Here is a 24,990-nt window from a genome sequence, read left to right on the forward strand (position 1 = left end):
TCAACGCACAGCGCATCCACTGCGACGCGCCGTACGCCCAGGACGGGAAAGCTGCCCCGGCCTCGTCGTACACGGCCCGCTCCTGGTGCTCGTGATGCTCGGACCGGTACGCCGCAACGCTCCGTACCGGCGCGTGCGGTCACTGGCCCACAGGTTGCGGCATCCCGCATGCGCAGGCGAGCACGTGCCGGTGTGTGGACCACCGTGTACGTGCCGGAAACCCCATGGGGGTTCTCCCGCACATCCTTCGGCCGGGAGGCCTCGAGTGAAACGGGCCTCCCGACCCTTCCGAGATGCTTGGGGGCTCATACGTGGCCTACACGGCAAAGGCACGGCCCCGGAATGCCGGCTCAGCTGACCGTCGCTTCGATGATCGAGTAGGGAGTCGGCGTCGCCACAACCCTGTCGATGCTGATACCAGCAGCGTTCAATAGCGACTCGTACTCCGCCTGGGTTCGTTCCATCCCGGTGAGCATGCCGAGCATGGTGAGGTCCACCATTTTGGCCAGATGCGGTTCGCTGCCGTCCGGCACGATGGACTCGACGATCAGCACTCGAGCTCCCGATCCACCTGCCTTGGCTGCTGACTGGAGCACGCGAATGGCGGCGTCGTCGTCCCAGTCGTGAAGGATGTAGCTGAGTACGTAGATGTCCGCGGCAGGCACGCTGTCGAAGAAGTCGCCACCGACGGCCTCAACCCGACCGTCGAGCCCCTGGGCGGTAATGGTGGACCGCGCCGCCGGCACCACCGGCGGGAGGTCGAACACGATGCCCCGACGGTCAGGCAGGTCCTTGATGAGCTCGACCAGAACGCTGCCGTCGGCTCCGCCGATGTCGGCGATGAGCTCACCACCAGGCAATGGGTAGTCGTCGAACATGCCGGTGCGAAGTCCGCTGGTGACCGAGGCCATCGCATTGCTGAACTGCTGCGATCGGTCCGGGTTCTCGTTCACCCAATCGAAGAAGGGCTTGCCGAGGTAGTGCGCCGCAGCGGGCTCGCCCGTCCTGAGCGTGTGGAGCAGGTCGCTGAACGGTGCGTAGTGGGTCTCCATCCACATGATCGCCGCCCCGTACAGCGAAGCGCTGGCGTTGCGGGACAGCGTCGCTCCTATGGGCGCCAGGGACACTCGATCGCCATCGAGGGTGAACAACCCCAACGAGGCGAGAGTGCGCAGCAGGCGGCGCAACGGCTCGACCTGCGCGCCGGATTTCTCGGCCAGTTCGCTCACCGTCAGCAGACCGCGGGCCTCGTCCAACATCGTCAGCACGTCCAGCTTGGCCACGACGTAGACGGCCTGGGAGACCTGAAATCCTCCCAGCAGCTGCATCATGACGTCTGTCGGCTCGGGCGGGGTCATCTGCGCTCTCCTCGTGACGTCCGTCGGTGACGACGGACTGATCGAAAGTCGCTGCTCGGCGGCGATGCTTCGCCCAAACCAGGCGGCCACCGCGCGCGAGATCTTCGACCACGCCAGGTGTGCGTGGTGACGAACACATGCGACAAGCCATCCTTCATGGCAGGCTCCCGTCAAATTTGCACGCAAGCACCACGGGTCACAAGGCGATGAGGGTCGGAATTATTCGGCTCTGGCCAGGAATTAATCGGGCAGACCGGAAACGGGAGACGGCGCGGCAGCGAACTGGTGCGTCGCCATCACGAAGAAAGCACGAGGCACGGTCATCCCCCAGGCCGCACTCGCTCTTCGCGCTCAGCAACCACATCGAGAACAGTGCTCCTTCCCTGCGCGTGGTGCTCCTGACAGTCCTCGGACCGAGGGTGTGCCGCACCACGCTGCTGTGGTGCGGCACACCCTTGAGTGCCGTGCGCTGGGGACACCGCGCTGAGCGCCCGGGTGCCCTCGCGCCGTCAGGCCGCGGCCGGGAGGGGACGGGCAGTGGGCCAGTCGTCGAGAATGCCAGGCCCAGAGGAGTCAGCGTGTGCCGCACGGTGTTGCGCCGACGGCTACTGGAGATCAGTCCGGTGCCGCGCAGCACGGCGGCGTGCTCGCCGGCCGAGGAGACCGACACCCTGCCCTGCGCGCCAGTTCGCTGCTGGTGGAGGCGCGGTCGTCTATGGCTGGAGTACCAAGTGACCGTCCGTATACGGGAGGGCCTTGGCGTGCGGCAGATGCACCAGGAACTCCTCGATCGCCGGAACTCCGTCCTCCCGCGACACCTTCGCCTTGATGAGCTGGTTGGCCACCTCGATCTCGAGCACGCGCTGCGGGCCGTGGTCCCGTACGCCCCGAAGCCTGGCGGGAAAGGTATTGGGCCCAGGTTCCGTGACAACTTTGACGTACTCGGGTCGGACTCCGACTTGGACCTGGGTGGTGCTTTCCGGGATGTCCCACGCCACGGCCAGGGGCCGGCCACCCAGCGTGAAGTTCCCGCGGCCCCGGTCCACGGCCAGGAAGTTCATTGCCGGTGATCCGATGAAGTAGCCGACGTACGTTGATGAGGGTGCCTCGAAGAGTTGCTCCGGAGTGCCCTGCTGCACGGCTCGGCCGTCCTTCATGACCAGCACTTCATGAGCGAAACTCATGGCTTCGTACTGGTCGTGGGTCACGTAGATCACGGTGGGGCGGAACTGCTCGGTGATCTCACGGATCTTGCGCCGCAGCGAGTGCTTCAGCTGCGGATCGATGACGGTCAGCGGCTCGTCCATCAGCACGGCCGCCACGTCGTCGCGGACAAGACCACGGCCGAGCGAGATCAGCTGCTTGTCGTCGGCGGTGAGCCGCCGGGCGGGCTGCCCCAGCCGATCATCCAGGTCCAGCGCCTCGGCGACCTGATGGACCTTGGCTTCGATCCTCGCCTTGTCCCACCGGCGGCACTGCAGCGGGAAGGCGAGGTTCTCGTACACCGTCATCGAGTTGTAGATGACGGGAAACTGGAACACCTGGGCGATGTTGCGCGCCTTCGTGGGCAGGGCCGTGACGTCGACGCCGTCGAACAGCACCTTGCCCTGTGAGGGCTTGACCAGCCCGGACAGGATGTTCAGCAGTGTGGTCTTTCCGCAACCCGACGGCCCGACCAGCGCGTAGGTCTTGGCCGTCTCGAAGGTCAACCTCAGCGGCTTGAGAGCCCATCGCTCCTCTTCGGCACCCGGCGCGTAGCTGTGGCCGACGTCGACGATGTCCAACTGCGCCATATCAACGCCCTTCCACTGAAGCGAGATCAAGATCGTATGAAGGTGTCCGCACGAGCGTTCCCTTCTCGTCGAATGCGAACAACCGCTCGGGACGGAGCCGCAGTTTCACCAGATCACCGAGAGCGACGTCATGGATGCCCTCGATCTGCACGACAAACGGAGTCTCGCCGACGGCCACGTGAACGAAGGTCTCGGACCCGGAGATCTCAACGAAGGTGACCTCCCCCTCGACACCGGTGGAGGCCAGGCTGACGTCCGTTGCACGCAGGCCGAACTGGTAGGCACCATCAGGCAGGCCGGCGAGATGAGCGGACACGTGCGTGGCCTGGAAGCCGGCCACTGTGACCTGACCGCCCTCGATCCGGCCCGCAAAGATGTTCATGGGCGGGTCGTTGATGATGGACGCCACCGTGGTCGTCGCCGGGCGCTCGAAGACCTCCTGCGGGGTGCCGGTCTGGAGGATCTGTCCCTCATGCATGACCAGCACCACGTCACCGAGCATCATCGCCTCAGCGGGTTCCGTGGTCGTGTAGATCACTACCGTGTCGCCCTGATCCGAGAAGAGCGTTTTGAACTCGTCGCGCAGCTGTTCACGCAACTTGTAATCCAGGTTTGCCAGCGGCTCGTCGAGCAGGAGAATGCCGGTGCCGCGTGCAAGGGCGCGAGCCACCGCGACGCGCTGCTGCTGGCCGCCGGAGAGCTGCGAGGGCTTGCGCCGCTCGAAGTCGGCCAGGCCCACACTCACCAGGCTGTGCCGGACACGCCGCTGAATCTCACCCCGTGACAGTCCGGCCCGCCGGAGCGGGAAGGCGACATTGTCGAACACCGTGAGATGCGGGTAGTTGATGAACTGCTGGTAGACCATGGCGGTATCGCGTCGCCAGACCGGCGTCTTCAGGAAATCGGCTCCCTCCCTGGTCAGGGAGCCGGAGTCCACCCGCTGCAGACCGGCAAGCACCCGCAGCAGCGTCGTCTTTCCGGCCATCGTCCGACCGATGACGGTGTGGAGCCGTCCCGGTAGAAAGGTCGCTGTCACGTTCTTGAGATGGTCGACGCCGTCGACCGACAGGGACAGATCAGTGGCGCTCAGATTCATCGGACCGCTCCCGACAGGTTGCCTTTTGACAGATAGCGCTCCACCCAGAGCGCGAGCAGGATCAGCGGAGCCACGCCGAAGAGCGCGGCGGCGGACAGGGTCCACCAGGGTGGGATCGATGAGTTGAGGGCGACGACCGCTTGGGGCAGAGTCTGGATCTCTGTGAAGGTCAGCCTGAAGGCGAAGAAGAAGTCGTTCCAGCCGAACACCGCGCAGAACATGGCCGCCACGGTCAGCCCTGGCAGGGAGTTCGGCAGGATCGCACGGACGAAGGTCTGGAACGGAGGGCATCCGTCAAGCATGGCCATCTCGTCGATCTCACGCGGGATGCCGTTGAAGAAGTCCACCATCACCCAGACCGCGATCGGCAGCAGCAGGGCGACCGTCACGATGACCAGGCCCAGGATGCTGTCCAGGAGGTTGACCTGCTGCAGGAGGTAGAAGAAGGGGATCACCAGGACGACGGGCGGCATGATCCGCTGTGACACGAAGAAGAAGACGATGTCGCTGTTCTTGATGAAGCCGAGCTTGAACCGGTAGCGGGACAACGCGTAGGCAGCCAGGGAGCCGAGGGCGAGGCTGATGGCAGAAGCCGCGATGGTGATGATGGCGCTGTTGATGAAGGGATGGATCACATCGATACCACCGGCACCACCGAAGATGTTGTGCCAGCCGGTGGCGGTGGGTTCGTACTGCATCCAGGGGATGTAGGTGGCGCCCCCCTGGACCCCGTTGGCGTCCTTGAAGCTGGTCGTCATGGCCCAGAAGAACGGTCCCGCGACGAAGCATGCCCAGAGTCCGATGACGGTGTACTTGAATGCGGGGTAAAGGAGCGATCTCATGAGTCCCCCTTCAGTTTGAGGGCCTTGGTCAGCAAGGCGGCAACGGCCGTGAGCGTGACGATCATCAGGACCAGGTAGGTCAGGGACATTGCGCCGCTGTACCCGGTCTGCTGATCCCTGAGCCCCTGGATGTAGAGGTAGTAGCCCGGAGTCTCCGTGGAGGAGCCCGGCCCTCCGGAGGTGAGCACGTAGACGCTGTCGGAGAGCTTGGACGCCTCGATCAGCCGGATGATGACGGCCGCGACCGACACCGGTGCCATGAGCGGGAAGGTCACTTTCCAGAAGGTGCGCCACGTGTCGGCGCCGTCGATCGCGGCGGCCATGAACGGTTCCTTGGGGAGGCTCAGCAGGCCGGCCAGCAGCAGCAGGAACATGAACGGGGTCCACTGCCAGACCTCGACGGTCATCAGCGCGGCCAGTGCCGGCCCGGACTCGGTGAGCCAAGCGATCTCGGTGAGGCCCAGCCTCCCGAGCAGATCATTCACTGGCCCCAGTGACTCGTGGAAGATCGTCTGCCAGATGGCGGCCATCACGACGGGAGTGGTCATCATGGGGACGAGGAACAGCACCCGCCAAAGCCGTCGGCCGCGTACGTCACGCCAGACCAGCAGGGCCATCCCGAACCCGATGACGTACTGGATCAGGACCGTGCCGCCCGCCAGCAGGACCAGGCGCATGATCGAGGCCCAGAAGCGGCTGTCGCCCAGCATCGTGGCGTAGTTGGCCCCTCCGATGAAGTCCATCTGGGGGCTGCTGACGTTCCAGCCGGAGAAGCTGACACGAATGGTGAACAAGAGCGGGAAGATGATGATCAGCGCGAGCGTGAGCAGTCCGGGGAGCAGGAACATGCTCTTGTGCCGACGCAGGACGTCCATGGTTCTCCTTGCGGAAGTGGGGGAGCGCCCCCCAGGGGGGCCGGCCGGCGTGGCCGGCTCCCCCGGGGGCGTCCTGCGATCGGGTCAGGAGTAGTCGTAGTCCTCGAGGGCCACCACGTTGCGGTAGGCCTTTTGGACCTTGTCCGTGCCGATCTGCTCGGTGGTCTTGGCCCATTCCTCGGCCACGTCGTCCAGCGCCCGCTGCGGAGACTTCTGCCCTGCCAGAGCGGCCGAGACCCCGTTGGCCAGGGCGGACATGTACTGGTTGACGCCGGGTACGCGCAGGTCGAAGAGGCGGTTGGTGCTCTTCTCCATGCCGGAGAGGGTCTGCACGTACGACTTCGCGACGTCCTTGTCCCAGCCCTGCTTCTCCCAGAAGGCCGCATCGAAGTGGGACTCGCGGTACGGGTTGACACCGAAGCGGCCGATGGTCAGGTCCAGGGCGGTGTTGGCCTCGTTGCTGAAGAAGCACAGGTAGTCGAAGGCCATCTGCTGGTTGGGCGCGGCCTTGGCCACCGCCGAGGTCCATCCCCAGGTGAAGTAGGGAGCCTGGTTCGGCGTCTTGTCCCACTTCTCCGTCTTGCGGTTGTAGACCTCCTTGGATCCCGGCAGCGGAGCCGCCTCGACCTTGTTGCGGATCTTGCTGTCCGGTTGCTGGGCCTGGATGAACGCGTCGTCCCACGAATAGGACATCAGCGCCTGGCCGCCTCCGAAGGAGAAGATTTCATCCCCCAGGCCGAAGTTGGCGCCACCGGGTGCCCAGGTCGACTTGGCCTTCACCATGTCTCCCAGGGCGCGGACGAAGCCGGGCGTGTTGATCAGCGGCTTCATGGTGTCGACGTCGAAGAAGACGCCACCCTTGACGTCAGGGTGCTTCACATACGGCGCCGCACGGCTGATAAACGCGGAGAACGTCAGGTCGTCACGCTTGGTCACCTCGGCGCTGCCGAAGTTGCGCTTGCCGTCGCCGTCGACATCCTTGTCGCTGAAGAACTCGGCGACCTCCTGGTATTCGGCCCAGGTCTCGGGGACCCGCAGTTCCTTGCCGGTGGCCTCCTTGTACTCCGCCTGTCGCTTCGGATCCTTCAGGACATCGGTGCGGGCCTTGAGGTAGTGCCGGTCACCGTCGACCGGGTACTGCACCACCTTCCCGTCCCAGGTAGCCACGTCCATGTAGGCCTGCGTGACGTCCTTCATGCCGGGGGTGTCCAGATACTTCTTGGGCACGGGCGCCAGATAAGGAGCCATGTCGCCGATCCACAAGGAGGGGTAGAACATGACGTCATACGCCGGCTGGCTCGCCTGCAAGGGCGTGAGGATCTTCTGGTGCAGTTCCCCGAACGGGACGTTGACCACCTCGACCTTCGCCCCGGTGATCTTCTCGAACTGCTTGGCATGCAGCTGGGTCGGCTCGCCGATGACGGGGACGGCGTGGCTGATGACCTTCAGTGTCTGACCGGAGTAGTCCCTGCGGCTGATGGACTCGTAACTGCAGGGCCCCGGGACGTCCTTCACCTTCGTCTTCGGGTAGTTCTTGCCGTACTCGCTGTAGCTGATCTCCGATCCGGGCTTGAACAGCGCGGCCTTGTCGGGCTTGTTCTCGACCTGGCTCTGGCCGGTGCATCCGGTGGCGGCGAGGGCCGCGACCGCGGTGGCGGCGACCAGGCCCTTCGATCTCTTGCGCATGGGGGCTGCTCCTTCGCCGTCAGGGAATCAAGATCGCTCGGCCGCGTACGGCACCAGCGGACAAGTCGTCGAGGGCGTCCTGGAAGGACGCCAGGGGGTACCGCTGGGTGTGCAGGCTGACCTTGCCCTGGGCCGCCAGGACCATCAGCTCGGCGAGGTCGTTGTAGGACCCCACGAGGTTGCCGATGAAGTTGATCTCCGTGGAGATGACGTCGATCGTCGGGACGTCGAGCTGACCGCCGTAACCGATGACGTAGTAGTTGCCGTTGCGGCGCAGGCAGGCCACGCCCGTCTCGACGGCGCCCCCCTCGCCGACGAAGTCCAGCACCGCTTCCGCCCCGTGCCCTCCGGTCAGCTCCAGGACGCGTTCGGCCTCGGTCCCGTCCGCGAGAAGCGTGTGTTCGGCCCCCAGTTCCTTGGCAAGGGCGAGGGCATCCGGGCTCCGGTCGATGACGATCATCTCGACCGGCGAGAGGGCCCGGAGCACCTGTATGCCGATGTGCCCGAGTCCACCGGCGCCGATCACCACGGCCCGGTCACCAGGGCGCAGGACCCGGGCCGCCTTGGCGACAGCGTGGTACGCCGTGAGCCCGGCATCGGCCAGAGCCGCGACCGAGGCCGGCTCAAGGGAAGGGTCGAGTGCCACGACCGAGCGGGCGGTCGTCTTCAGGTACTCGGCGTAGCCCCCGTGGGTGTCGATCCCCGGGAAGGATGAGTTCATACAGTGCACGTCGTCGCCGGCCCTGCAGGCACGGCACAGACCGCAGGTCACCAGGGGGTGCAGGATGACCGGGTCGCCGACCTTGACGTGCGTGACGGCCTCCCCCACCGCATCCACCCAGCCGGCGTTCTCGTGACCGATGGTGTAGGGCAGGACGACCCCGCTCTTCTCCTTCCACTGTCCTTCGAGGATGTGGAGATCGGTGCGGCAGACCCCCGCACCTCCGACCGTTACGATCACATCCAGTGGACCGGTGATCTGCGGGTCCGGCACATCCACGAGCACTGGCGGCTCGTCGTACTCGATGACCTGCACGGCTTTCATTTGCGGCTCCCCTGCGAGTCGGCGGGTGGCTGGTGCGCCGATTACACAGGCCGCCGCTCGCAGGTCGATGTCTCAGAAGCCGTCCGCGAATGTATCAATGTGATACACGCCATAGGCGTGGGGCCGCCGAGCTGCTCCAATCACTCCACCGAGGATTGTGACGAGCGCCATACGGGAGTGTTAAATGCCCCGACGTCCACCTGGCAGCTCTCTGACAGCAGCCAGAGAGCTGTGTCTGGAAGTCACCAAGGATCCGAGCGTCCGCCCGCTCGTGGTCGCCTCGTGGCAACGTTCGATCGAGCACGAGGTGAAGTCGAGCTGCCTCGACGCTCCGTACCTGGAGAACGCCAATCTGGACAGCCCGCTCGCCCGGGCGGCGCTACCGATCCTGAACAGGCTGCACGAGCAGCTTGCCGACGACCCGGTGTCCACGATGGTCACGAACCGGGACGGCGTGGTGCTGTCCCGAATGGTCTCCCACGAGGGTCTGACGACGCGGCTCAACCGCGTGCACCTGGCCCCGGGCCATGTGTTCTCCGAGCGCTACGTGGGCACCAACGGCATCGGGACCGCGCTGGCCAGCGGCCGACCCGTCATGATCTCCGGAAGCGAGCACTACGTCGAGGCGCTGCGGGACTTCCACTGCGCGGCCGTGCCGATCCTGCATCCCACCCGGCGCACCCTGCTGGGAGCCTTCAATCTGACAACGAGCCTTCAGGGCTCTGCCGGAATGCTCATGGCCTTGGCCCGCTCTGTCGCGGGCCAGATCGAAAGCGAGATCGCCGCGATCAGTTCGCGGCGAGAGCGGGCCCTGTTCCAGGACTACATGGACGCGTGCTCCTCGGTGCGCCCCGGGCCTGTCCTGGCCCTCAATCGTGATGTGGTCATGATGAACGAGCAGCTGAGTACGGCCGTGACCGGACCGGATCACTACGCGCTGATCGACCACGCACGGGAGATCGCCGACGACCCCCGGTTCGAAGGGACTCGTAGTATCGCCCTCCCCTCTGGCCGCGTCGCCGAGCTCCGGGTCAGCCGTAGCCGGCGCGAGGACAGCGACGCGGGCGCCATCTTCCGCGTCCGGGTGATCGGACGTCCCCAGCCCGGGCCGGTCGTCTCCGTCGGAGGTGCGCGGTCGAGCCTGGGGTTGGTGGGCTCGTCCCGGCCATGGCTGCGCGCGGTCGCCGAAAGCGAGGCGGCGTTCATCGCCGGGACCTGGCTTCATCTCGTCGGCGAAGCCGGTGTCGGCAAGAGCACACTGGTCGAATCCCTCCACCGAGCCCACGGTGGCGGCGGCCCGCTCGCGATGGTCGAAGCGCCGCTGTCGGAGTCGCCGCACGCCACGGAGCTCTGGCTGAGCCACATCAACGACCTGCTGGCCGAACCGTCGAACGTGGTCGTCCTGTGCGATGTCCACCTGCTGGGCGACCACGTGCGCAAGCAGCTGAGGAGTCTCCTGGCGCGGCTTGATCGGACCGCCACCGGGCAACTGGTCATGACAAGCCAGCCGTCCATGGTCGGTGCCGACGACCAGCTCGACCGTCTGTGCGGCGCCTCGGTGGAGGTGCCGCCCCTCCGTCATCGCTATGGAGACATCGAGCACCTGGTCCGGTTCTTCCTGCTCAAATATCGGCCGAGCGGAGAGAGCAGTTGTTCCTCGGAGGCGCTTGCCATGCTTCAGCGATGTCCTTGGCCAGAGAATGTCCGGCAGCTCGAGCCGGTGATCCGTGGCTTCGCACGGCGACCATCCGGCCGGATCCTCCGAGTGGAGGATCTCCCGCCGGAATGCCGGGTGTCCTCGCACAGGGTCTTGACCACCATCGAAGCGCTGGAACGTGATGCCATACTGCGTGGGCTGATGGACCGCAACTCCAACGTCCAGCGCACCGCACAGGATCTCGGGATCTCCCGCGCCACCATATACCGCAAGATGCGCCGTTACGGGATCGTCCCGTCGAGCCTCACGTAGCTGGGGTGCGGACCATGGGGAACTGCACATCAGCGCCCACAAGATCAAGCACAAGCCCTCCCTGACCGCGTCGGTGACCAGCGAACTGGTGCCGGTCGACGTCCGGTTGCCCGGCAGCGCGATGCCGACTCCAGCCCAGCGCACCGTAACAACCACCGGTTCCCTTGGGCTCATGGCACTTGGCGACAGCGGTGTACGGCATCGCGGGGGCGCCTGACGGTCGTGGTGCTGGGGGCCGTCCACGGGAACCGTGGGGTGTTGCTGCGAAGCACGTGCGTCAGAATTCCTGATGCGCCCTGGCCCTCCCGGAACGGCGTACCCGGCTGTCCGGCGAGGGAGGAGGCAGGACCGTGGACGTGCTGCAGGAACGCTGCGCCGGCCTGGACATCAGCAAGAAGGACGCCAAGGCGTGCGTTCGCACCCCGAGTGCAAAGCGGCGGGGGTCCTTCACGACCGGGACCACGACGGGATCGACGACGAACGCGGTGCTCGCCCTGCGCGACCACCTGCTTGCCGCGCGGGTGACGCTGGTGGTGATCGAGGCGACCTCGGAATCTTTGAACACAGGCCCTGGCAAAGGGCGTTCAGCGGTGATTCCGGTGGTAACCATTCCGCGGTGGCCCTTCCCTCCACTTGCTACTTGTGAGTAACGTGCACCTGTCCCCCACGACGCACAGACCCTCCAGCACCAGAAGAGCACCTCATGCCATCCGACGCACCATCCCACCCCCACTCGTTCCTGCCGCCCCGGCGGCAGTCCCCGCAGACCCGCAGCACCACCGGCGACGTGCGCCGACTGCGCTCCGCCTACCGGCTGCTGCGCAGCAGCATGACGCTGACCGCGCTCGGCTACTTAGTCCTCTTGCTCCTCCTGTCCGGGTTCGCTCCGGACGTCATGGACACCGAGCTGTTCTTGGGGCTCAACCTCGGTCTCCTCATGGGCCTGCTGCAACTGCCCGTCGCCTTACTGGCGGTCATCGCCTACGAACGACTCGCCCAGCGCAACGTCGACCCGCTTGCCGACGGCGTACGGGCAGCCGCCGCGCAGCAGGACGAGACTGTTGAGGGACGCGGCTGGTGAACACCTTCGACTCCTCCGCCCAGACCCTGTCCCTGGTCATCTTCAGCGCGGTCGTCAGCGTCAGTCTGCTGATGTGCATCATGGCCAGCGCAGAAAGTGAGGACCTCGGCGACTTCTACACCGGCTATCGCAGCCTCTCTCCCGTTCGCAACGGACTCGCCATCGCCGGTGACTACGTCTCAGGCGCCACCATCCTGAACACCATCGGCATCGTCGCACTCACCGGCTACGACGGCCTCACCCTCGCCCTCAGCACCGCGCTGTCCCTGCTGCTACTGATGTTCCTGCTGGCCGAACCTCTCCGCAACGCGGGCAAGTTCACCATGGGCGACGCCCTCGCCCGGCGCTTCCCCAGTCGGCAGGTGCGCATCGTCACCAGCGTCATCACCCTGCTCGCCGTCGTACCGATGATTGTCGTCCAGCTCGCCGGAGCCGGTCATCTCGTCGCCCTCATCCTGGGCTTCTCCGGCGAAGGCGTACGCACCGGGTGCATCACCGTGCTCGGCCTGCTGATGATCGCCTACGCGACCATCGGCGGCATGAAGGGCACCGCCCTCATCCAGATCATCAAGATCGTCGTCCTGACCGGCGCGGTCACCATCGTCGCGTTCCTGGTCATGGACCGGGTCGGCTGGAGCCCCGTCGAGCTGCTCGACCGAGCCAAGCGGGGCAGCGGAGCCGGGATGGCCTTCCTCAGCTCGGGCCTGCAGTTCGGCACCGACACCACAGGACGCCTGGACACCATCAGCGGCATGCTCACCGTGGTCATCGGGGCAGCCGTCCTCCCTCACGTCACCATGCGCATGTACACCGCGAAGAGCGCACCGGACATACGCCGCGCCATGTCCTGGGCGTCAGCCGTGGTGATCTACATCGTGCTGCTCATCGCCGTCATCGGCATCGGCGCCACGGCCTTCATCGGCAGCCGTAAAATCGGTGCCGGGAGCCCGCAGGGCAGCCTCGCCATCCTGCAGATCGGCCAGGCAGTCGTCGAAGGCTCGGGAACCTTCTCCACCCTCGTCTTCAGCGCCGTCGCCACCGCGGTCTTCCTCACCCTGCTCTCGTCCGTGGCGGGGATGACCCTGGCCTGTGCCTCGTCGCTGGCCCACGACTTGTTCGCCCAGGGGCTGCGCGACGGCACGGTCTCCCGGAGCCGTGAAATGGTCACCGCCCGGCTGGCCGGACTCGGCGTGGGGCTGCCCGCCGTGGCTCTCGCGATCGTCGTCCAGGACTGGGCGCTTCAGGCACTGATCACCCTGTCGTTCTGCATCGGCGCCTCGGTCATTTCTCCGGCACTCGTCTACAGCCTCTTCTGGCGCCGCTACACCCGTACCGGCCTGCTCACCACGCTCATCGGCGGCAGTGCCTGCGTCCTGGTGCTCCTGACGTTCTCCACGGTGACATCCGGAGGCCCCAACGCCCTCATCCCCGGCCAGGACTTCAGCTGGTTCCCGCTGCACACCACCGGGCTGGTCTCCATCCCCGTCGGCTTTTTCCTCGGCTGGCTCGGCACCCAACTCAGCGACCGCCGTACCCGGCAACGGGAGCAACAGCAGTTCGAGGCCATTGAACCGCGCATTCTGGCGGGTGCCGACACGCCACCCATGTGAGCGGGCCGTGGGGCTGCCGCGCTGGACAGCCCCCACGGTAACCGGACGTGGTCCAGACGGGACATGGTCCGCGAGTGCCGAATGGGATACCGGCCAGCCGATCCTTCTCCCGGTGTCTCACATCGGCGCTCCTCGCCACTGCCCCGCGCCTGCTGTCGTGGTGAACCAAGGCGCGGCGGCCGAGACCAGCCAGAGGAGGAACAGCCCACCGCCGAGCCGAGTCGTCAGGCGGGGCGGTACGCAACATGGTTGCGTACCGCCCCGCCGCTCAGCGTGTCAGCTCGCCGAGGTGACCTTCACAGGCTCGGTGCCGGTCTCGCTGTGCCGCTCGGCCCAGTTCTCCAGCGCCGTGCGGCAGGCGTGGTCCAGGTGGTGCAGCCCGGACAGGTCCACCTCGATCGGCCGGTCTTGGGGCAGCGTCTCCAGGCTGTCGAGGATCTTCGGCAGGCGCAGGAAAGTCGCGTTGCCCGACAGGTACGCCTGGACGGGGCCGGCGCCCTTGTCGATGACCTCGAGCTTGACGTGCGAGGCTTGCCAGGCGGTCTTGGCGACTGACAGCGCCAGGCCGATCAGCACGCCCTCGAACATGTTGACCGCGACGATCGCTACGGCCGTGACCACCAGGATCAGCGCCTCACCGCGGTGCTCCCGCCACAGCGGCACGATCTGCCGGAACGGAATCAGCTTCCAGCCCGCGTGTACGAGGATGCCGGCGAGGGCGGGCAGCGGGATCAGCGCCAGGGTGGACGGCAGCAATGCCGCGAACAGCAGCAGCCACACGCCGTGCAGCACGCGGGAGGCCTTGGTCTTCGCGCCCGCCTGGACGTTGGCCGAGCTGCGCACGATCACGGCGGTCATCGGCAGCGCGCCGAGCAGCCCGCACAGGGCATTGCCCGTGCCCTGTGCCATGAGCTCCTTGTCGTAAGCGGTGCGCGGCCCCTTGTGCAGCCGGTCCACGGCCGCCGCGCTGAACAGGCTTTCGGCGGAGGCGATCAGCGCGAATGCGAGGATCGTGCCGAAGATGGCGGGGTCGGCCAGCTCGCCGAAGGCGTCGGCCCCGGGCGGCTGGATTGTGCCGAGGAGTCCCTGCATCTGAACCGTGGCGACCGGCAGGCTGAACGCCAGCGAGGCGAGTGTGGCCAGTGCTACCGCCGCCAGGGCGCCCGGCACCGCCTGGGCTCGCTTCGGCATCCGCTTCCACAGCACCATCACGGCGATGGTGCCCGCGCCGACCCCGAGCGAGGCCAGGGCCTCGGTGCTGCCGAGGGCGTGGACGAGCGCCTCCGGCAGCCCCGCGATCTTGTCGATGCCGGACGCCGGGGCCTTCAGCCCCGCCGCCGCGTACAGCTGGCCCGCGATGATCACGAGCCCGATTCCGGCCAGCATGCCCTCGACCACGGAGACCGAGATGGCCCTGAACCAGCGGCCCAGCTTCAGTGCGCCCGTGACGAGCTGGAGCAGTCCGGCGGCCAGCACGATCACGCCGAGCGCAGGCAGCCCGAACTCGCGGACGGCCTCGAAGACCAGCACGGTCAGACCCGCGGCCGGCCCGGACACCTGGAGGCTGCTGCCGGGCATCAACCCCGTGACGATGCCGCCCACGATGCCGGTGACGAGGCCGAGCTCTGCCGGGACGCCGGAGGCGACGGCCACGCCGACGCACAGCGGCAGCGCGACCAGGAAGACGACGAGGGAGGCGGCGAAGTCCTGCTTGAGGTAGGGGAATTTGGTCATAGCAGTCATGGCGCCGCTCACAGGGCCGCGAAGGTGTCGGTGTCCGCGCGGTGTTCGCGTACGGCCCCGGTGTGCACTTCGTAGTACCAGCCGCGCACCCGCAGCCGTCCCTCGGCCAACGCCTTTTCCACACAGGGGTAGGAGCTCAGGCGGAGCAGCTGGGCGAGTACGTGGTGCTGCACGGCCGCGGCGACCGCCGGGTCGCCCGGGTCGGCCGGCGCCGGCTTGTCCGCGGCATGCGCGAGCCAGTCGCGTACGGCAGGGACGGCCTCGAGGTCGTCGCCGCGCACCAGCGCGCCGACGGCACCGCAGTGGGAGTGGCCGCAGACGACGATGTCCTGCACGCCGAGCACCTCCACGGCGTACTCGATGGTGGCGGCCTCGGAGGTGGGGCGCTCGGAGGCGTACGGGGGGACGATGTTGCCCGCGGTGCGCAGCTCGAAGAGCTCGCCGGGGCGGGCGCCCGTGATCAGGGCCGGTACGACCCGGGAGTCGGAGCAGGTGATGAAGAGGACCTGCGGGGACTGGCCCTCGGCGAGCTTGGCGAACTCCTCAGGGCACTGTCCAAACGTGCGGGCGTTGTCGATGAGGGGCTGCATGTGTGGTGATTCCTCCTGGCGCGCCGTGGGGGCGCGTCGGACGGGCAGGACAAACGTGGGGGGTGGGGACTGCTCCGCTGTCAGCAGCGGAAGACCTGGAGTGCGGCCGGGGAGTGGGCTGTCGAAAACCCCGACGAGCCGTGGTGCCCGGCTCTGGGCGGGATCGATTCATCCGCGACGGCCGGGTCCTGCGCCGCCGACAGGGGGCGCTCGGGCGGCTGGGGCACGGAGTCGGCGGCACAGTGCCGGTGGAGGGTGCGCAGGGGGCGGCCCGGGCCGCCGAGGTAGCCGACGTCGCGACAGGTGACGGCTTCGTCGCTCAGCGCCTTCCCAGAGAGCTTGCTTACGGACTGGGCTTTGCCATCAGAGTGGCGGGCCGTGTGCGCGAGTGCGAAGGGCGTCGCGGGTGCCAAGAACGGGAGGGCGAGCAGGACAGCGGCGAGGACCGCAAGCACGGTCCGGGCCGTCACACCTCGGAACATACGCCCTCCAGGAAGTTCACACCTCTTGCTCGCGCCAACGATTGGTCAATGACTGGTCAAGAAACACATTAGCCCGACGAAGTTGTTTGCAGGGTTAACTTAACGTTTCCTGCTGAAGAGAGCCTGAAGAGGCAGGGTTGGTTGGCGTGAACTCGCCCTTTACACATCGGAGTTGCTCGGCTATGGGGCTCGACGAGCCGCCCCGCATCCCGCGCCGGCGCGGTGGGCTGGGAGATCGCCCGGATGTACTTCTTGCGGTAGCCCCTTCAGCATCTCCGTGCTGAACACCTCGTCGAAGGGCAAGCCCGAGGCCAGGACCGGTACTCCACAGTCGGGGAGCCGGTCCGCGGCGAGCCGCAGGGCCTCGACTGGTCCGCACCGGGCACGTCGGTGAGGCACACCCCCTTGATGCCGTCGGTCAACGCGCCGTACCGGATGGCGTGGACCTCAGCGAGGTGGTCCAACAGGTGTGGGAAGCCATCGAGCGAGGCCCTGCGGTGGCATATCCAGCCTTCGTCACCTGCTCGTCGGAGTACGGGGCATGATGGCGGCTCGGGGCTGCACAGCCGAGGTGCTCTCCCATGCGGCGTGCCAGCAGCTCTATCCGCGGCGCAGACCGTCGGGACAGCTGCTCCCGCACCATGACGCAGAAGACCGGCCGGACGGCTCTTCCTGATGGCGATGTCTGAATCTCCCAGCCAGGTGCTCGGGGTGGCCTCGGAGTTGCTCGGCTTGATTCCCCAGGCAAACCCGCGCTGACCTGCGGCCGGGCGTCAGGAGGGAGGGGGCCGCCGTAGCCGCGCCCGGACATGCGCGGGCCCCGGCCCGGATCGAATGACCCTGGGCCGGGCCGGATTCGCCTGCCGATCAGTTGAACGCGGCGGCGAACATGCCGGGCTCGTAGGAGCCTCCCTGCTGGCGCACGATCACGGCGAGCCGGTTGGCCGCGTTGATCAGGGCGACCAAGGAGACCAGCGCGGCGATCTGGTCCTCGTCGTAGTGCTTGCGTACCTGGGCCCAGGTCTCGTCGGACACGCCGTGGTGGGCGTCGGCGAGCCGGGTGCCCTCTTCGGCGAGCGCCAGCGCGGCCCGCTCGGCCTCGGTGAACACGGTGGACTCGCGCCAGGCGGCGACCAGGTTGAGCCGGACCGCGGTTTCACCGGCGGCTGCGGCCTCCTTGGTGTGCATGTCGATGCACCAACCGCAGCCGTTGATCTGGCTGGCGCGCAGCGACACCAGCTCCTGCGTGGACTTCGGCAGCGGCGACTGGTGGATCACCAGGCTGGCGTTGGCGAACCGCTTGGCGAACTTGGCGGCGATCTCGTTGTCGAACATGTTGAATCGGGCGTCCATGACTTCGTCCTCACTCGTGGTGTTGCACTGAACGAACACGAGATGCCGGCGACCCGCTCCTTGTGACGGGGCGGTCGTGTGACGTGCGCCACCGCTCATGGGTGTCACAAAGCTGCGGGGACCGGCGTCTTGTGCGCGTGGCACCGTCGAGAGCGAACAGGCAGGAGCAGCCGGTGAAGAGCGAACACAGCGAGCGCATACAGGACACGGCCGGGCAGCTCCCCGGCGGCGGACGCACGGACCCTGCCACCGAGGCGTTCGTCGCCCACCGCAACCTGCTGTTCACCGTCGCCTACGAGATGCTCGGCTCGGCCGCCGACGCGGAGGACGTCCTGCAGGAGACCTGGCTGCGGTGGGCGGGTGTCGATCTCGGCACGGTGCGGGATCAGCGTGCGTACCTGGTCCGGATCACCACGCGCCAGGCGCTGAGCCGGCTGCGTACACTCGGCCGCCGCAGGGAGTCCTACGTCGGCCCCTGGTTGCCCGAGCCGCTGCTGACCGCGCCCGACGTGGCCGAGGATGTCGAGCTGGCCGACAGCATCTCCTTGGCGATGCTGCTGGTGATGGAGACGCTCACGCCGACCGAGCGGGCCGTGTTCGTGCTGCGCGAGGTGTTCGAGCTCGGGTACGACGAGATCGCCGAAGCCGTCGGCAAGAGCCCGGCCGCGGTCCGCCAGATCGCGCACCGGGCACGGGCACACGTCGCGGCGCGCCGGCCGCGCGGGATCGTTTCCCCGACCGAGACCCGAGAGGCGCTCGATGCGTTCCAACGGGCGGCCGAAACGGGCGATCTGCAGAGCCTGCTCGACATCCTCGCGCCGGATGTCGTCTTCCTGGGTGACGGTGGCGGAGTCAAGCAGGCCGTCCTGCGGCCCATCGTGGGGGCCGACAAGGTGGCCCGCCTGCTGGCCGCCGGGCTGGGCAGGATCACCGCAGCGTCGCTGCAGCCAGCACAGGTCAATGCCTGCCCGGCGCTGATTCTCCGGCTCAACGGCGCGATCGACACCGTCGTGGCGGTGCGCATCGACGATGGCCTCATCACCGGGCTCTACGCCGTGCGCAATCCCGAGAAACTGTCGCACATGCAGCGGGAGACCGCCCTGCGCCGCTGAGCCCGGGGCCTCGGAAAACGAACACAACCGGTTGTGGTGCTCATTGTTCGTGCAGCGGTCGACCGCAAGAACGCCGCACGCCGAAGACACACCGCGGCTTCCCGCTACTCCAGTCAGTCATACGCGTTCGGCGGAAGCCCGGAGTCCAATCCAGTGACTCTCAGCCACGACTTACCCCGTGACTCTCATGTGCCGCGGTCACCGGCTTACGCTCCGCTGGACCGTGGTGATCAGTACAGGTAAGGGGCATCGTGCAGAACCATACGTTCGCGATCGATATCGGAGCCATCCGGCTGGAGACGTTGCAGAGCGTCTCCGGCCTGACGTACGGCCAAGACGTCATCGAAGTGAAGCAGATGACGCCTGACGGAGAGCCGGTGTTCCGCAAGCAGCCTGGCTCCGTCCAGTCCGGGGAGGTGACCATCACCCGAGGCATGGACAAGAGCGAAGCATTCACCAACTGGATCAAGCAGACCAGGCAGAAGCACGACTTCGATAGCTCCGTGCAGAACGTGACCATCGCGCTGCTCGACGCTCAGCAGAGCACGGTCCGTCGCTATCACCTCGTCGGGTCCTGGGCTTCGGGCACCGGCATCGAGACGGTGACCATCCAGTTCGATGACATGGTCATCGAGTAGGAACGCGGCCTGCAGAGGAGCGTCCTCTGAAACAATTGGGCCGAGCTTTCGCGCCGGCGAGAGCTTTGGAGGAGTTGGACCGGTGGCGGGCGGCCTGCGGCGCCGATCTCGTGGAGTACGAGTCGCGGGAGGTTCCCAACGCCCTCAACCCGGCGCAGAAGGCCATGCTCGTGCGGCAGGCCCGCCAATCGGTCGAGGGCAAAACGCTCGCCGAGGTCGAGGAGGCACGGGAGGGCACCCGTCGGGTGTACCGGCTCGTGTCCGAGGTGGTGCTGGACGAGGGGGACCAGGCCCGCCTGGAGGACGGCGTCGTCAAGCTCGACACCCGCGGTGGACCGGCTCGGTCATCTCCGCATCGGTCACAGTGGCGTCGGTGGTCGCGATGTTGGTGATGAAGCGCAGTGGGCCGGCCGTAGCCGATCCGGAACTCGCCGACCAATTCCCGGCACCGTGTCAACCGCTGCTTGCATCGACTCCAGTCAGCGACTTGGCCGGCACCGCTGGACCATCGAACGCACCAAGGCCGACAGGACCGCTCCGCGAGCGTGGCGATCAGCGGACCTTATGGGGACTGTTGATCCTGGACACCTTCGGCTCGGGAGCCGTGCGAATTCCCAGAATCGAGGCCGCTGCGCCGAGCACCAGGCCCGCGACGACCCCGGCGTCCATGGACGCGTTGCCGAGCGGCCATGACATCAATGCCGCGGTGGAGGGGACGAGGCAGAAGACCGTACTGGTTCTGGCGGCCCCCGCACGGCGTACCGATTCCAGTTGCAGCCGGGTGCCGACGATGGAATTCACCACTACGAGCCACAGCGAGACCCAAGCGGCCGCCTGCCAGTCGAGCACGGGCCGGGATTCCCATGCGGCCAGTACGAGCAAGGGAGGTACGGCCGCGCTCAGTTGGACGGCGGCGGCCGCCCTGAGATCCACGGCTGTGCAGTAACGCTGGTGCCACACCGCACCGGAGACCAGGCCACACAGGCCAACCAGCGTCAGTGCACTGCCCGTATCGAGACCGTTGGCCTCCAGCAACCGGTTGCCCAGCGCACAGACGACGGCCAGCGCGCCCAGCACCAGCCCGAGCACCTGCCTTGCGTGGAGACGCTCGCGGAACACGGCGCCCGCCAAGGCGGCGGTCAGGACAGGGTGGAGACCGAACACGAGCGCTGAAACGGCCGGAGGCACACCAACAGCCAGACCGCCGTAGAGACCGGCGAAGTGCACACAGTGCGCGAGTACGCCCACCATCATGGTGTGCAGGAGAAGCCGCCCTCTGGGCCAGCGCGCCCGTACCACAACAGCGATGCACACCATCAGGGCAGCCGCCAGCGCTATGCGAAAGGCCGTGAGGAGGAAGGGCGGGGCGGCGCCCACCCCGATCGATCCGACGGGGTAACCGGAGGCTGAAGCCAGCACGATGCCGGCTGCGAGTCCGGGGGTTATGCCTGGTCCGCCCAGGTTCGCGCGAGGTGGCCGTCGCCCCGGCTGAGGGATTTTCACTTTCGGCCTTTCACACCGCCGCGAGCATGGCTTCGTGAGGCGTCATGCCGTTGACGCCGGCCGAGTCGACACAGCGCCGGACCCAGTGCCTGATGACCGTTCCGACCACGTCGTGCGCCAGGGGCTTGTCGAACAGTTCTCCGGGGCGGTCCTGGCGGGAGAACCATTCCAGCCGGGACGTGAGCGCACCGCCCAGCGTCAGCACCTGGCCTGGGAGTGCCAGGACGTCCCGCGCCGCCACGCGGCCCATGAGGTCGTGCCCGGCGGCACCGGCGGGTACCGAGTGGTTGTGCGCCAGGAGCAGCAGCGTGCCGGGCCGGAGCGCCTCGATGTCGGAGTTCTCCAGCTCGTTGCCCCAGGTGTTCGCGATGATGGAGCCGCCGCGCCCCAAGCACTGGGGGGTGAAAGTGCCCGGTCTGGAGGGCAGGACGGGGTAGCCGTCCTGGACCGTGGCGTCCGGTGCGTAGGCGATGTCGGACACTGCTACGCCCTCAAACCGGGACCTCTTCACATAGGTGAAGAAGTCGCTGCCCATGGCTCCGTCGGACCCGATGGCGGTGATGGGTCCGTGCGGGGTGGGCTTGAGTTCCTCAAAGGCGGCGATCACACCGGTCGTCGAGAAGGAGGACTTGCCTCCGCAGCCGCCGACCTCTCGCCGGACCCCGAGGACGTGGGGCGTGTGCTCCAGGAGGATGTCGGCCAGGCCTGCGAACCGTCCGAAGTCGGGCGTGAGTTTGACCTTTCCCCCCATCTCATTGAGGAACGCGCCGATCCCCGCGAAAATCGGCTCGATTGTGCTCCTGAAGTCCACGTCGAGGGGGTCGGCGAGTACGCGGTCGATATCCGCGTCCCGCGGTCTGATGATGCACCTGCCGCCGCCGACGCGACTGCGCAGGAAGCCGCGCGGAAAGCGGTCGCTGATTCCGTTGAGAATCCCTTCTTCGAGGGCGATGTTGATGAGGGTGTTCTTTAATTGGCTTTCATCGAGCGCTAAACGCTGAAGGGCGACGACCGCGTCCTCGTCGGAGGTGGTCGCCGGGACCATTCGACTGCCGCCATAGGCGTAGTCGGTGTCGTGCTGGTCGTCCCACGCCACCCAGGCGTCACCCGTGGACGTTTCGATTCTGTGAAATGAAACCGAGTCCGAGCTGTTCGACATTTCTCCCCCATGGCGCTGTTTTGTGGTTTGACAGTCTGCACGAGCCGCATGACCCACGCAACGAACGCCTTGCCCCGTTATGCGGCATTCCCCCTCTGGTTCCCGTTTTTAAAATACGCGGCCTTGGCGGAAAACGTGCTGGAGAATCATTGATTCCGAATTTCCCGTCTCGTGACCAGGGAAATGAGAGGCGCCTCGGGAAAATTTGAGGCCATCGTCTGGCCGTAAATAACGGACGATCGACGGGACCGCCGCTCAGCGACGGAAAGCGGCCCGCCTGTCGGCGGCATCCACTGAAGTCGCCCTGGCTCCGCCACGGTCACTTTCCCGGTGGTCAGTTGGTTGTCGAAAAGCCGCAGGAACGTGAGCCGCCTCTGGCTGACGGTGGTCCATCGGAAGGTGCCTGCCTTCACTATCGTCTCGAGGTACCCCTTCTGGAGAGGGCCAACTCGGCGACCTCGGCGACCTCGGCACCGTTGGCAGCGTCCCGTCCTGCTCGGGTGAGGGGTGCCGGAACTGCTCGGGAAGGGCCCCGATCGCCCTGCGGATGGGTCCGATGATGGGCCATCCGACGGAGAAGCAGGTGTGGACCCCCGCGGTCCCGCAGGGCTCGCAGGTGCGTCAGGAACGCCTTTGCGTCGCTGGCGGTGTCCGTGCGGATGAGAACCGGGGTGCCGTGGCCGTGGGTGTGGGGGATCTGGGCGAGCGCGGTGTCGAGGACGGCGATGTTCGCCAGTGTTGTCCAGGGAGCACAGCATCGGGTGTCGTTCGTAGCGGCCGACGATGCGCCGGGCGTGCATGATCCGGCCAACGTTCACTCGAGGATGTCCACCACCGCCCACAGCAGGTCCTCGGAGAGCGCGAGCACATGGTGATGAGCTCTAGCGGAACGTGAGCGACCCGCCGCACCATGCCACAGTTTGCCCTCAAGTATCCAATTTGCGCACTCAATTCAGACACATTCAAGAACTGTCGGGCGAACCTGTCACCTGCAATGGGGCGAGCGCCGCCGAACAGTCGCCACCAATTCCACTGCCCCACCGCATTCGACCGGCACGGCTTCCGGGGCGTGTGGCGGCTCCAGGCCCTCCAGCCGGGCTGCCACGACCTGTTCCAGGGCGTGTCGGTATGCGTCGTGCCGGTCCTTCGAGGCGGAAGCCCTCGGTGACCGCGTCCATCTGGGGCTCCGGCCCGGGGCGGGTGCCTGGTCATGAAGGATGTTGCAGCGAGACCCCGCATCCCGCGCGGTAACAGCTGTTACCATCAGGCTATGGCTAAGACACAGCTCGGCGCCCGGGTCGACGACGAAATCGTGGAGCTCGCCAGGGCGCGCGCGAGGGAACTCCAGATCCCGATTGGGGACTACCTGGCCCGGCTGGTGCTGGACGATGTCAGCGGCCTGCGTGCCCGCGGCCTGGACGCGGCCCGTCGCTTCCTCGACGAGCACCAGAGCGTCTTCGACGACGTCGAGAATGCCCCGCAGCCCGGACCCGGAGCGCACGCCGCGTAATGGACCTGCACATCGACGTCCCCTGGATCCTGCAGGTCGCCGAAATCGCCGGAGCGGGCGACCCCGCGCCCGACGACTACGGAATCCCCATCGCTGCCGTCGCCTGCCACAAGGCCGAACTCCTCGGGCAGCCCGTCTACGACGGCCCCTACGCCCGCGCCGCCGCCCTCATGCACATCCTGGGCCGCTGCCGCTGGCTGGAACGCTCCAACATGGCCGTCGCCGCCGCGACCGGCGTCATGTACCTGGAAGTCTCCGGCATCCCCGTCAAACCCACCCGCGACGACGCTGTCGCCCTGCGCGACCTGCTGCGCGACCCGGCCTGCACCGCCGCGAAGATCGCGGCCCTGCTGCGGACGTGGCCCTCGACCACCTGACGGCCCACGGCGCTTCCACAGCAAGCTCGCGGACCTGGATCTGACGACTGGAGGCTGCAGGACTGGGCGAGGGCGTCGGCGCGCGGCGCGGCCCTCGGGCAACCCGCCGAGACCCCGGGCAACGCGCCGACCCCACCGGGCACGACGACGGGGCCGCTGCCCTGGGCCGGCTCCACCGCGTTGATCCGCATGCCCGGGAACGCCTTCACGCACCGCACAGTGAGCATGTCGACCGCGGTCTTCGACGCCGGGGGGCGGCCCCCGGGTATGCGTACGTCGGTGTGCCCTGAGCGGTGACCCGGGCCATTGAGGCCAGGCCGCCGTCGACGTTGACCAGACCGGGTCGGCGGATCGCTGCAGCAGAGTGACCTGCGCAGCCCGCGCAAGTGGTGCTGGCCTGACTTCGTGATGTGGGTGATCCCGCACCCGCCGCGCAGCCGGGCCCGTTCGTGTGGGTCATGTCCGAGGGCGAAGAGCAGGAGGGCGGCGGCGTGGTCGACGTGTTCACGGACGAGGGACTCGCGCTTGCCGAATTCGCTGCCGAGGCGGAAGGGGCTTTCCCCGGCCGAGACGGCCGAGGAGCGGCCCGAGTGCCATGCGCTGTGCCTGACGGCAGACGGACTCTTCCTGGAGCTGGTTCGCCACCCGGTCCCGTGCCGGCCGCTGAGCGCGCCCCCGGTGCGCCGCGAGCGAGCACCAAAGTCGCTGGCGGCCTCCTGAAGCTCGATCCGGAGACAAACAAGCCGCAGGCCAAGGAGCAGGCTGAGCGCAAAAGCGGCCAACTGGCGCGCGCATTGGCCAAGTAGGGCGCTCAGCGTGCGACACGAGGTCGCACCAGGTAAGTAAGGACAGCCGTACGAAGGAGGGTTGAGGAGGCTGGACTTCGGGCCAGTGTCCAGGGCTCGTCCCCGCGCTCCCATGCGTCGCTGGTGACGGCGGGGTGTGAAGCGGAGCGCTCAAGCCCAGGAGCGTCCCGGCCATCGGGGTGCAACGGGCCAGAGAATCCACGATGGCCGGTTCTTTCGGTTGGTGGGCAACATGCTCACCGCTGGATATTTGGAGGACTGGAGTTGGTACGCCACGCTGAGCGGTGCGCCGCAAGGCGGGGTGGCAAGCCCGACGCTCTGACAAGACGAGTCTTCTCCTGGCGGTGTCGCAGCAGGGGCTT

Annotated in this window: 22 protein-coding genes and 3 pseudogenes; 10 read left to right on the forward strand and 15 right to left on the reverse strand. The window is 67.1% G+C overall.

What is annotated here, in order from left to right:
* Positions 1–350: 350 nt before the first annotated feature.
* The 7 genes from ACTWQE_RS12535 to ACTWQE_RS12565 form a co-directional block, all read right to left on the reverse strand.
* The gene (locus ACTWQE_RS12535; protein ID WP_443328971.1) at positions 351–1,358 is read right to left on the reverse strand and encodes a methyltransferase; all 1,008 of its coding nucleotides are present in this window, start codon (positions 1,356–1,358) and stop codon (positions 351–353) included.
* A 713-nt stretch (positions 1,359–2,071) separates the two neighbouring features.
* A complete protein-coding gene (locus tag ACTWQE_RS12540; protein ID WP_443328972.1) occupies positions 2,072–3,151 on the reverse strand; it encodes an ABC transporter ATP-binding protein in 1,080 nt (359 codons plus the stop codon).
* Position 3,152: 1 nt separating this feature from the next.
* Complete coding sequence (locus tag ACTWQE_RS12545) at positions 3,153–4,247, reverse strand: ABC transporter ATP-binding protein (protein WP_443328973.1); 1,095 nt, start codon at positions 4,245–4,247, stop codon at positions 3,153–3,155.
* Positions 4,244–5,089, reverse strand: coding sequence for a carbohydrate ABC transporter permease (locus ACTWQE_RS12550; protein WP_443328974.1), 846 nt, complete (start codon positions 5,087–5,089; stop codon positions 4,244–4,246). Before ACTWQE_RS12550 ends, ACTWQE_RS12545 begins: the two co-directional genes overlap by 4 nt.
* A complete protein-coding gene (locus ACTWQE_RS12555) occupies positions 5,086–5,964 on the reverse strand; it encodes a carbohydrate ABC transporter permease (protein ID WP_443328975.1) in 879 nt (292 codons plus the stop codon). Before ACTWQE_RS12555 ends, ACTWQE_RS12550 begins: the two co-directional genes overlap by 4 nt.
* Before the next feature lie 84 nt (positions 5,965–6,048).
* A complete protein-coding gene (locus ACTWQE_RS12560; RefSeq protein WP_443328976.1) occupies positions 6,049–7,650 on the reverse strand; it encodes an extracellular solute-binding protein in 1,602 nt (533 codons plus the stop codon).
* A 19-nt stretch (positions 7,651–7,669) separates the two neighbouring features.
* Positions 7,670–8,695, reverse strand: a complete 1,026-nt coding sequence (locus tag ACTWQE_RS12565) for an NAD(P)-dependent alcohol dehydrogenase (RefSeq protein WP_443328977.1) — start codon at positions 8,693–8,695, stop codon at positions 7,670–7,672.
* Positions 8,696–8,879: 184 nt separating this feature from the next.
* On the opposite strand from ACTWQE_RS12565, the gene ACTWQE_RS12570 reads away from it, so the two are divergent.
* The 4 genes from ACTWQE_RS12570 to ACTWQE_RS12585 all read left to right on the forward strand — a co-directional run bounded on the left by ACTWQE_RS12570 (position 8,880) and on the right by ACTWQE_RS12585 (position 13,355).
* Complete coding sequence (locus ACTWQE_RS12570; RefSeq protein WP_443328978.1) at positions 8,880–10,664, forward strand: sigma-54-dependent Fis family transcriptional regulator; 1,785 nt, start codon at positions 8,880–8,882, stop codon at positions 10,662–10,664.
* A 350-nt stretch (positions 10,665–11,014) separates the two neighbouring features.
* On the forward strand, positions 11,015–11,314 hold the full coding sequence (locus tag ACTWQE_RS12575) for a hypothetical protein (protein WP_443328979.1): 300 nt from the start codon (positions 11,015–11,017) through the stop codon (positions 11,312–11,314).
* Between the two features lie 53 nt (positions 11,315–11,367).
* The gene (locus tag ACTWQE_RS12580; RefSeq protein WP_443328980.1) at positions 11,368–11,745 is read left to right on the forward strand and encodes a DUF485 domain-containing protein; all 378 of its coding nucleotides are present in this window, start codon (positions 11,368–11,370) and stop codon (positions 11,743–11,745) included.
* The gene (locus ACTWQE_RS12585; protein ID WP_443328981.1) at positions 11,742–13,355 is read left to right on the forward strand and encodes a sodium/solute symporter; all 1,614 of its coding nucleotides are present in this window, start codon (positions 11,742–11,744) and stop codon (positions 13,353–13,355) included. Before ACTWQE_RS12580 ends, ACTWQE_RS12585 begins: the two co-directional genes overlap by 4 nt.
* A 276-nt stretch (positions 13,356–13,631) precedes the next feature.
* Here ACTWQE_RS12585 and ACTWQE_RS12590 read toward each other — a convergent pair whose 3' ends face one another.
* The 5 genes and pseudogenes from ACTWQE_RS12590 to ACTWQE_RS12610 form a co-directional block, all read right to left on the reverse strand.
* On the reverse strand, positions 13,632–15,089 hold the full coding sequence (locus ACTWQE_RS12590; protein ID WP_443328982.1) for a SulP family inorganic anion transporter: 1,458 nt from the start codon (positions 15,087–15,089) through the stop codon (positions 13,632–13,634).
* Between the two features lie 17 nt (positions 15,090–15,106).
* Positions 15,107–15,688: a carbonic anhydrase gene (locus ACTWQE_RS12595; protein ID WP_443328983.1), complete on the reverse strand. Its 582-nt coding sequence runs from the start codon at positions 15,686–15,688 to the stop codon at positions 15,107–15,109.
* 80 nt (positions 15,689–15,768) lie between these two features.
* Positions 15,769–16,158 (reverse strand): hypothetical protein, encoded by a 390-nt coding sequence (locus ACTWQE_RS12600; protein WP_443328984.1) that lies wholly within the window; start codon positions 16,156–16,158, stop codon positions 15,769–15,771.
* A 200-nt stretch (positions 16,159–16,358) separates the two neighbouring features.
* Positions 16,359–16,711 (reverse strand): annotated as a pseudogene (locus ACTWQE_RS12605) (cell division protein ZapE); the annotation flags it as partial.
* 326 nt (positions 16,712–17,037) lie between these two features.
* Entirely contained in the window at positions 17,038–17,523 is a 486-nt protein-coding gene (locus ACTWQE_RS12610; protein WP_443328985.1) for a carboxymuconolactone decarboxylase family protein, read from the reverse strand.
* A 173-nt stretch (positions 17,524–17,696) separates the two neighbouring features.
* Here ACTWQE_RS12610 and ACTWQE_RS12615 point away from each other — a divergent pair, with 173 nt between their 5' ends.
* From ACTWQE_RS12615 to ACTWQE_RS12625, 3 genes are all read left to right on the forward strand, one after another.
* Positions 17,697–18,635 carry an RNA polymerase sigma-70 factor gene (locus ACTWQE_RS12615; protein WP_443328986.1) on the forward strand — a complete coding sequence of 313 codons (939 nt, stop codon included), beginning with the start codon at positions 17,697–17,699 and terminating at the stop codon, positions 18,633–18,635.
* 251 nt (positions 18,636–18,886) lie between these two features.
* A complete protein-coding gene (locus ACTWQE_RS12620; RefSeq protein ID WP_443328987.1) occupies positions 18,887–19,273 on the forward strand; it encodes a phage tail protein in 387 nt (128 codons plus the stop codon).
* 74 nt (positions 19,274–19,347) lie between these two features.
* Positions 19,348–19,665, forward strand: coding sequence for a hypothetical protein (locus ACTWQE_RS12625; protein WP_443328988.1), 318 nt, complete (start codon positions 19,348–19,350; stop codon positions 19,663–19,665).
* Between the two features lie 160 nt (positions 19,666–19,825).
* Here the strand turns inward: ACTWQE_RS12625 and ACTWQE_RS12630 are convergent, their stop codons facing one another.
* Entirely contained in the window at positions 19,826–20,776 is a 951-nt protein-coding gene (locus tag ACTWQE_RS12630) for a DMT family transporter (protein WP_443328989.1), read from the reverse strand.
* Between the two features lie 10 nt (positions 20,777–20,786).
* On the reverse strand, positions 20,787–21,872 hold the full coding sequence (locus ACTWQE_RS12635) for a hypothetical protein (protein WP_443328990.1): 1,086 nt from the start codon (positions 21,870–21,872) through the stop codon (positions 20,787–20,789).
* Between the two features lie 1,333 nt (positions 21,873–23,205).
* On the opposite strand from ACTWQE_RS12635, the gene ACTWQE_RS12640 reads away from it, so the two are divergent.
* Together ACTWQE_RS12640 and ACTWQE_RS12645 are read left to right on the forward strand one after the other, a co-directional pair.
* Complete coding sequence (locus ACTWQE_RS12640) at positions 23,206–23,445, forward strand: hypothetical protein (RefSeq protein ID WP_443328991.1); 240 nt, start codon at positions 23,206–23,208, stop codon at positions 23,443–23,445.
* Positions 23,445–23,822 carry a fic family toxin-antitoxin system, toxin component gene (locus tag ACTWQE_RS12645; RefSeq protein WP_443328992.1) on the forward strand — a complete coding sequence of 126 codons (378 nt, stop codon included), beginning with the start codon at positions 23,445–23,447 and terminating at the stop codon, positions 23,820–23,822. Before ACTWQE_RS12640 ends, ACTWQE_RS12645 begins: the two co-directional genes overlap by 1 nt.
* Before the next feature lie 167 nt (positions 23,823–23,989).
* Here the strand turns inward: ACTWQE_RS12645 and ACTWQE_RS12650 are convergent.
* A pseudogene (locus ACTWQE_RS12650) lies at positions 23,990–24,197 on the reverse strand (short-chain dehydrogenase); the annotation flags it as partial.
* Between the two features lie 618 nt (positions 24,198–24,815).
* Here ACTWQE_RS12650 and ACTWQE_RS12655 point away from each other — a divergent pair.
* A pseudogene (locus ACTWQE_RS12655) lies at positions 24,816–24,947 on the forward strand (reverse transcriptase/maturase family protein); the annotation flags it as partial.
* Positions 24,948–24,990 lie beyond the last annotated feature (43 nt).

The organism is Streptomyces sp. 8N706, assembly GCF_052245415.1.
GTDB lineage: Bacteria > Actinomycetota > Actinomycetes > Streptomycetales > Streptomycetaceae > Streptomyces.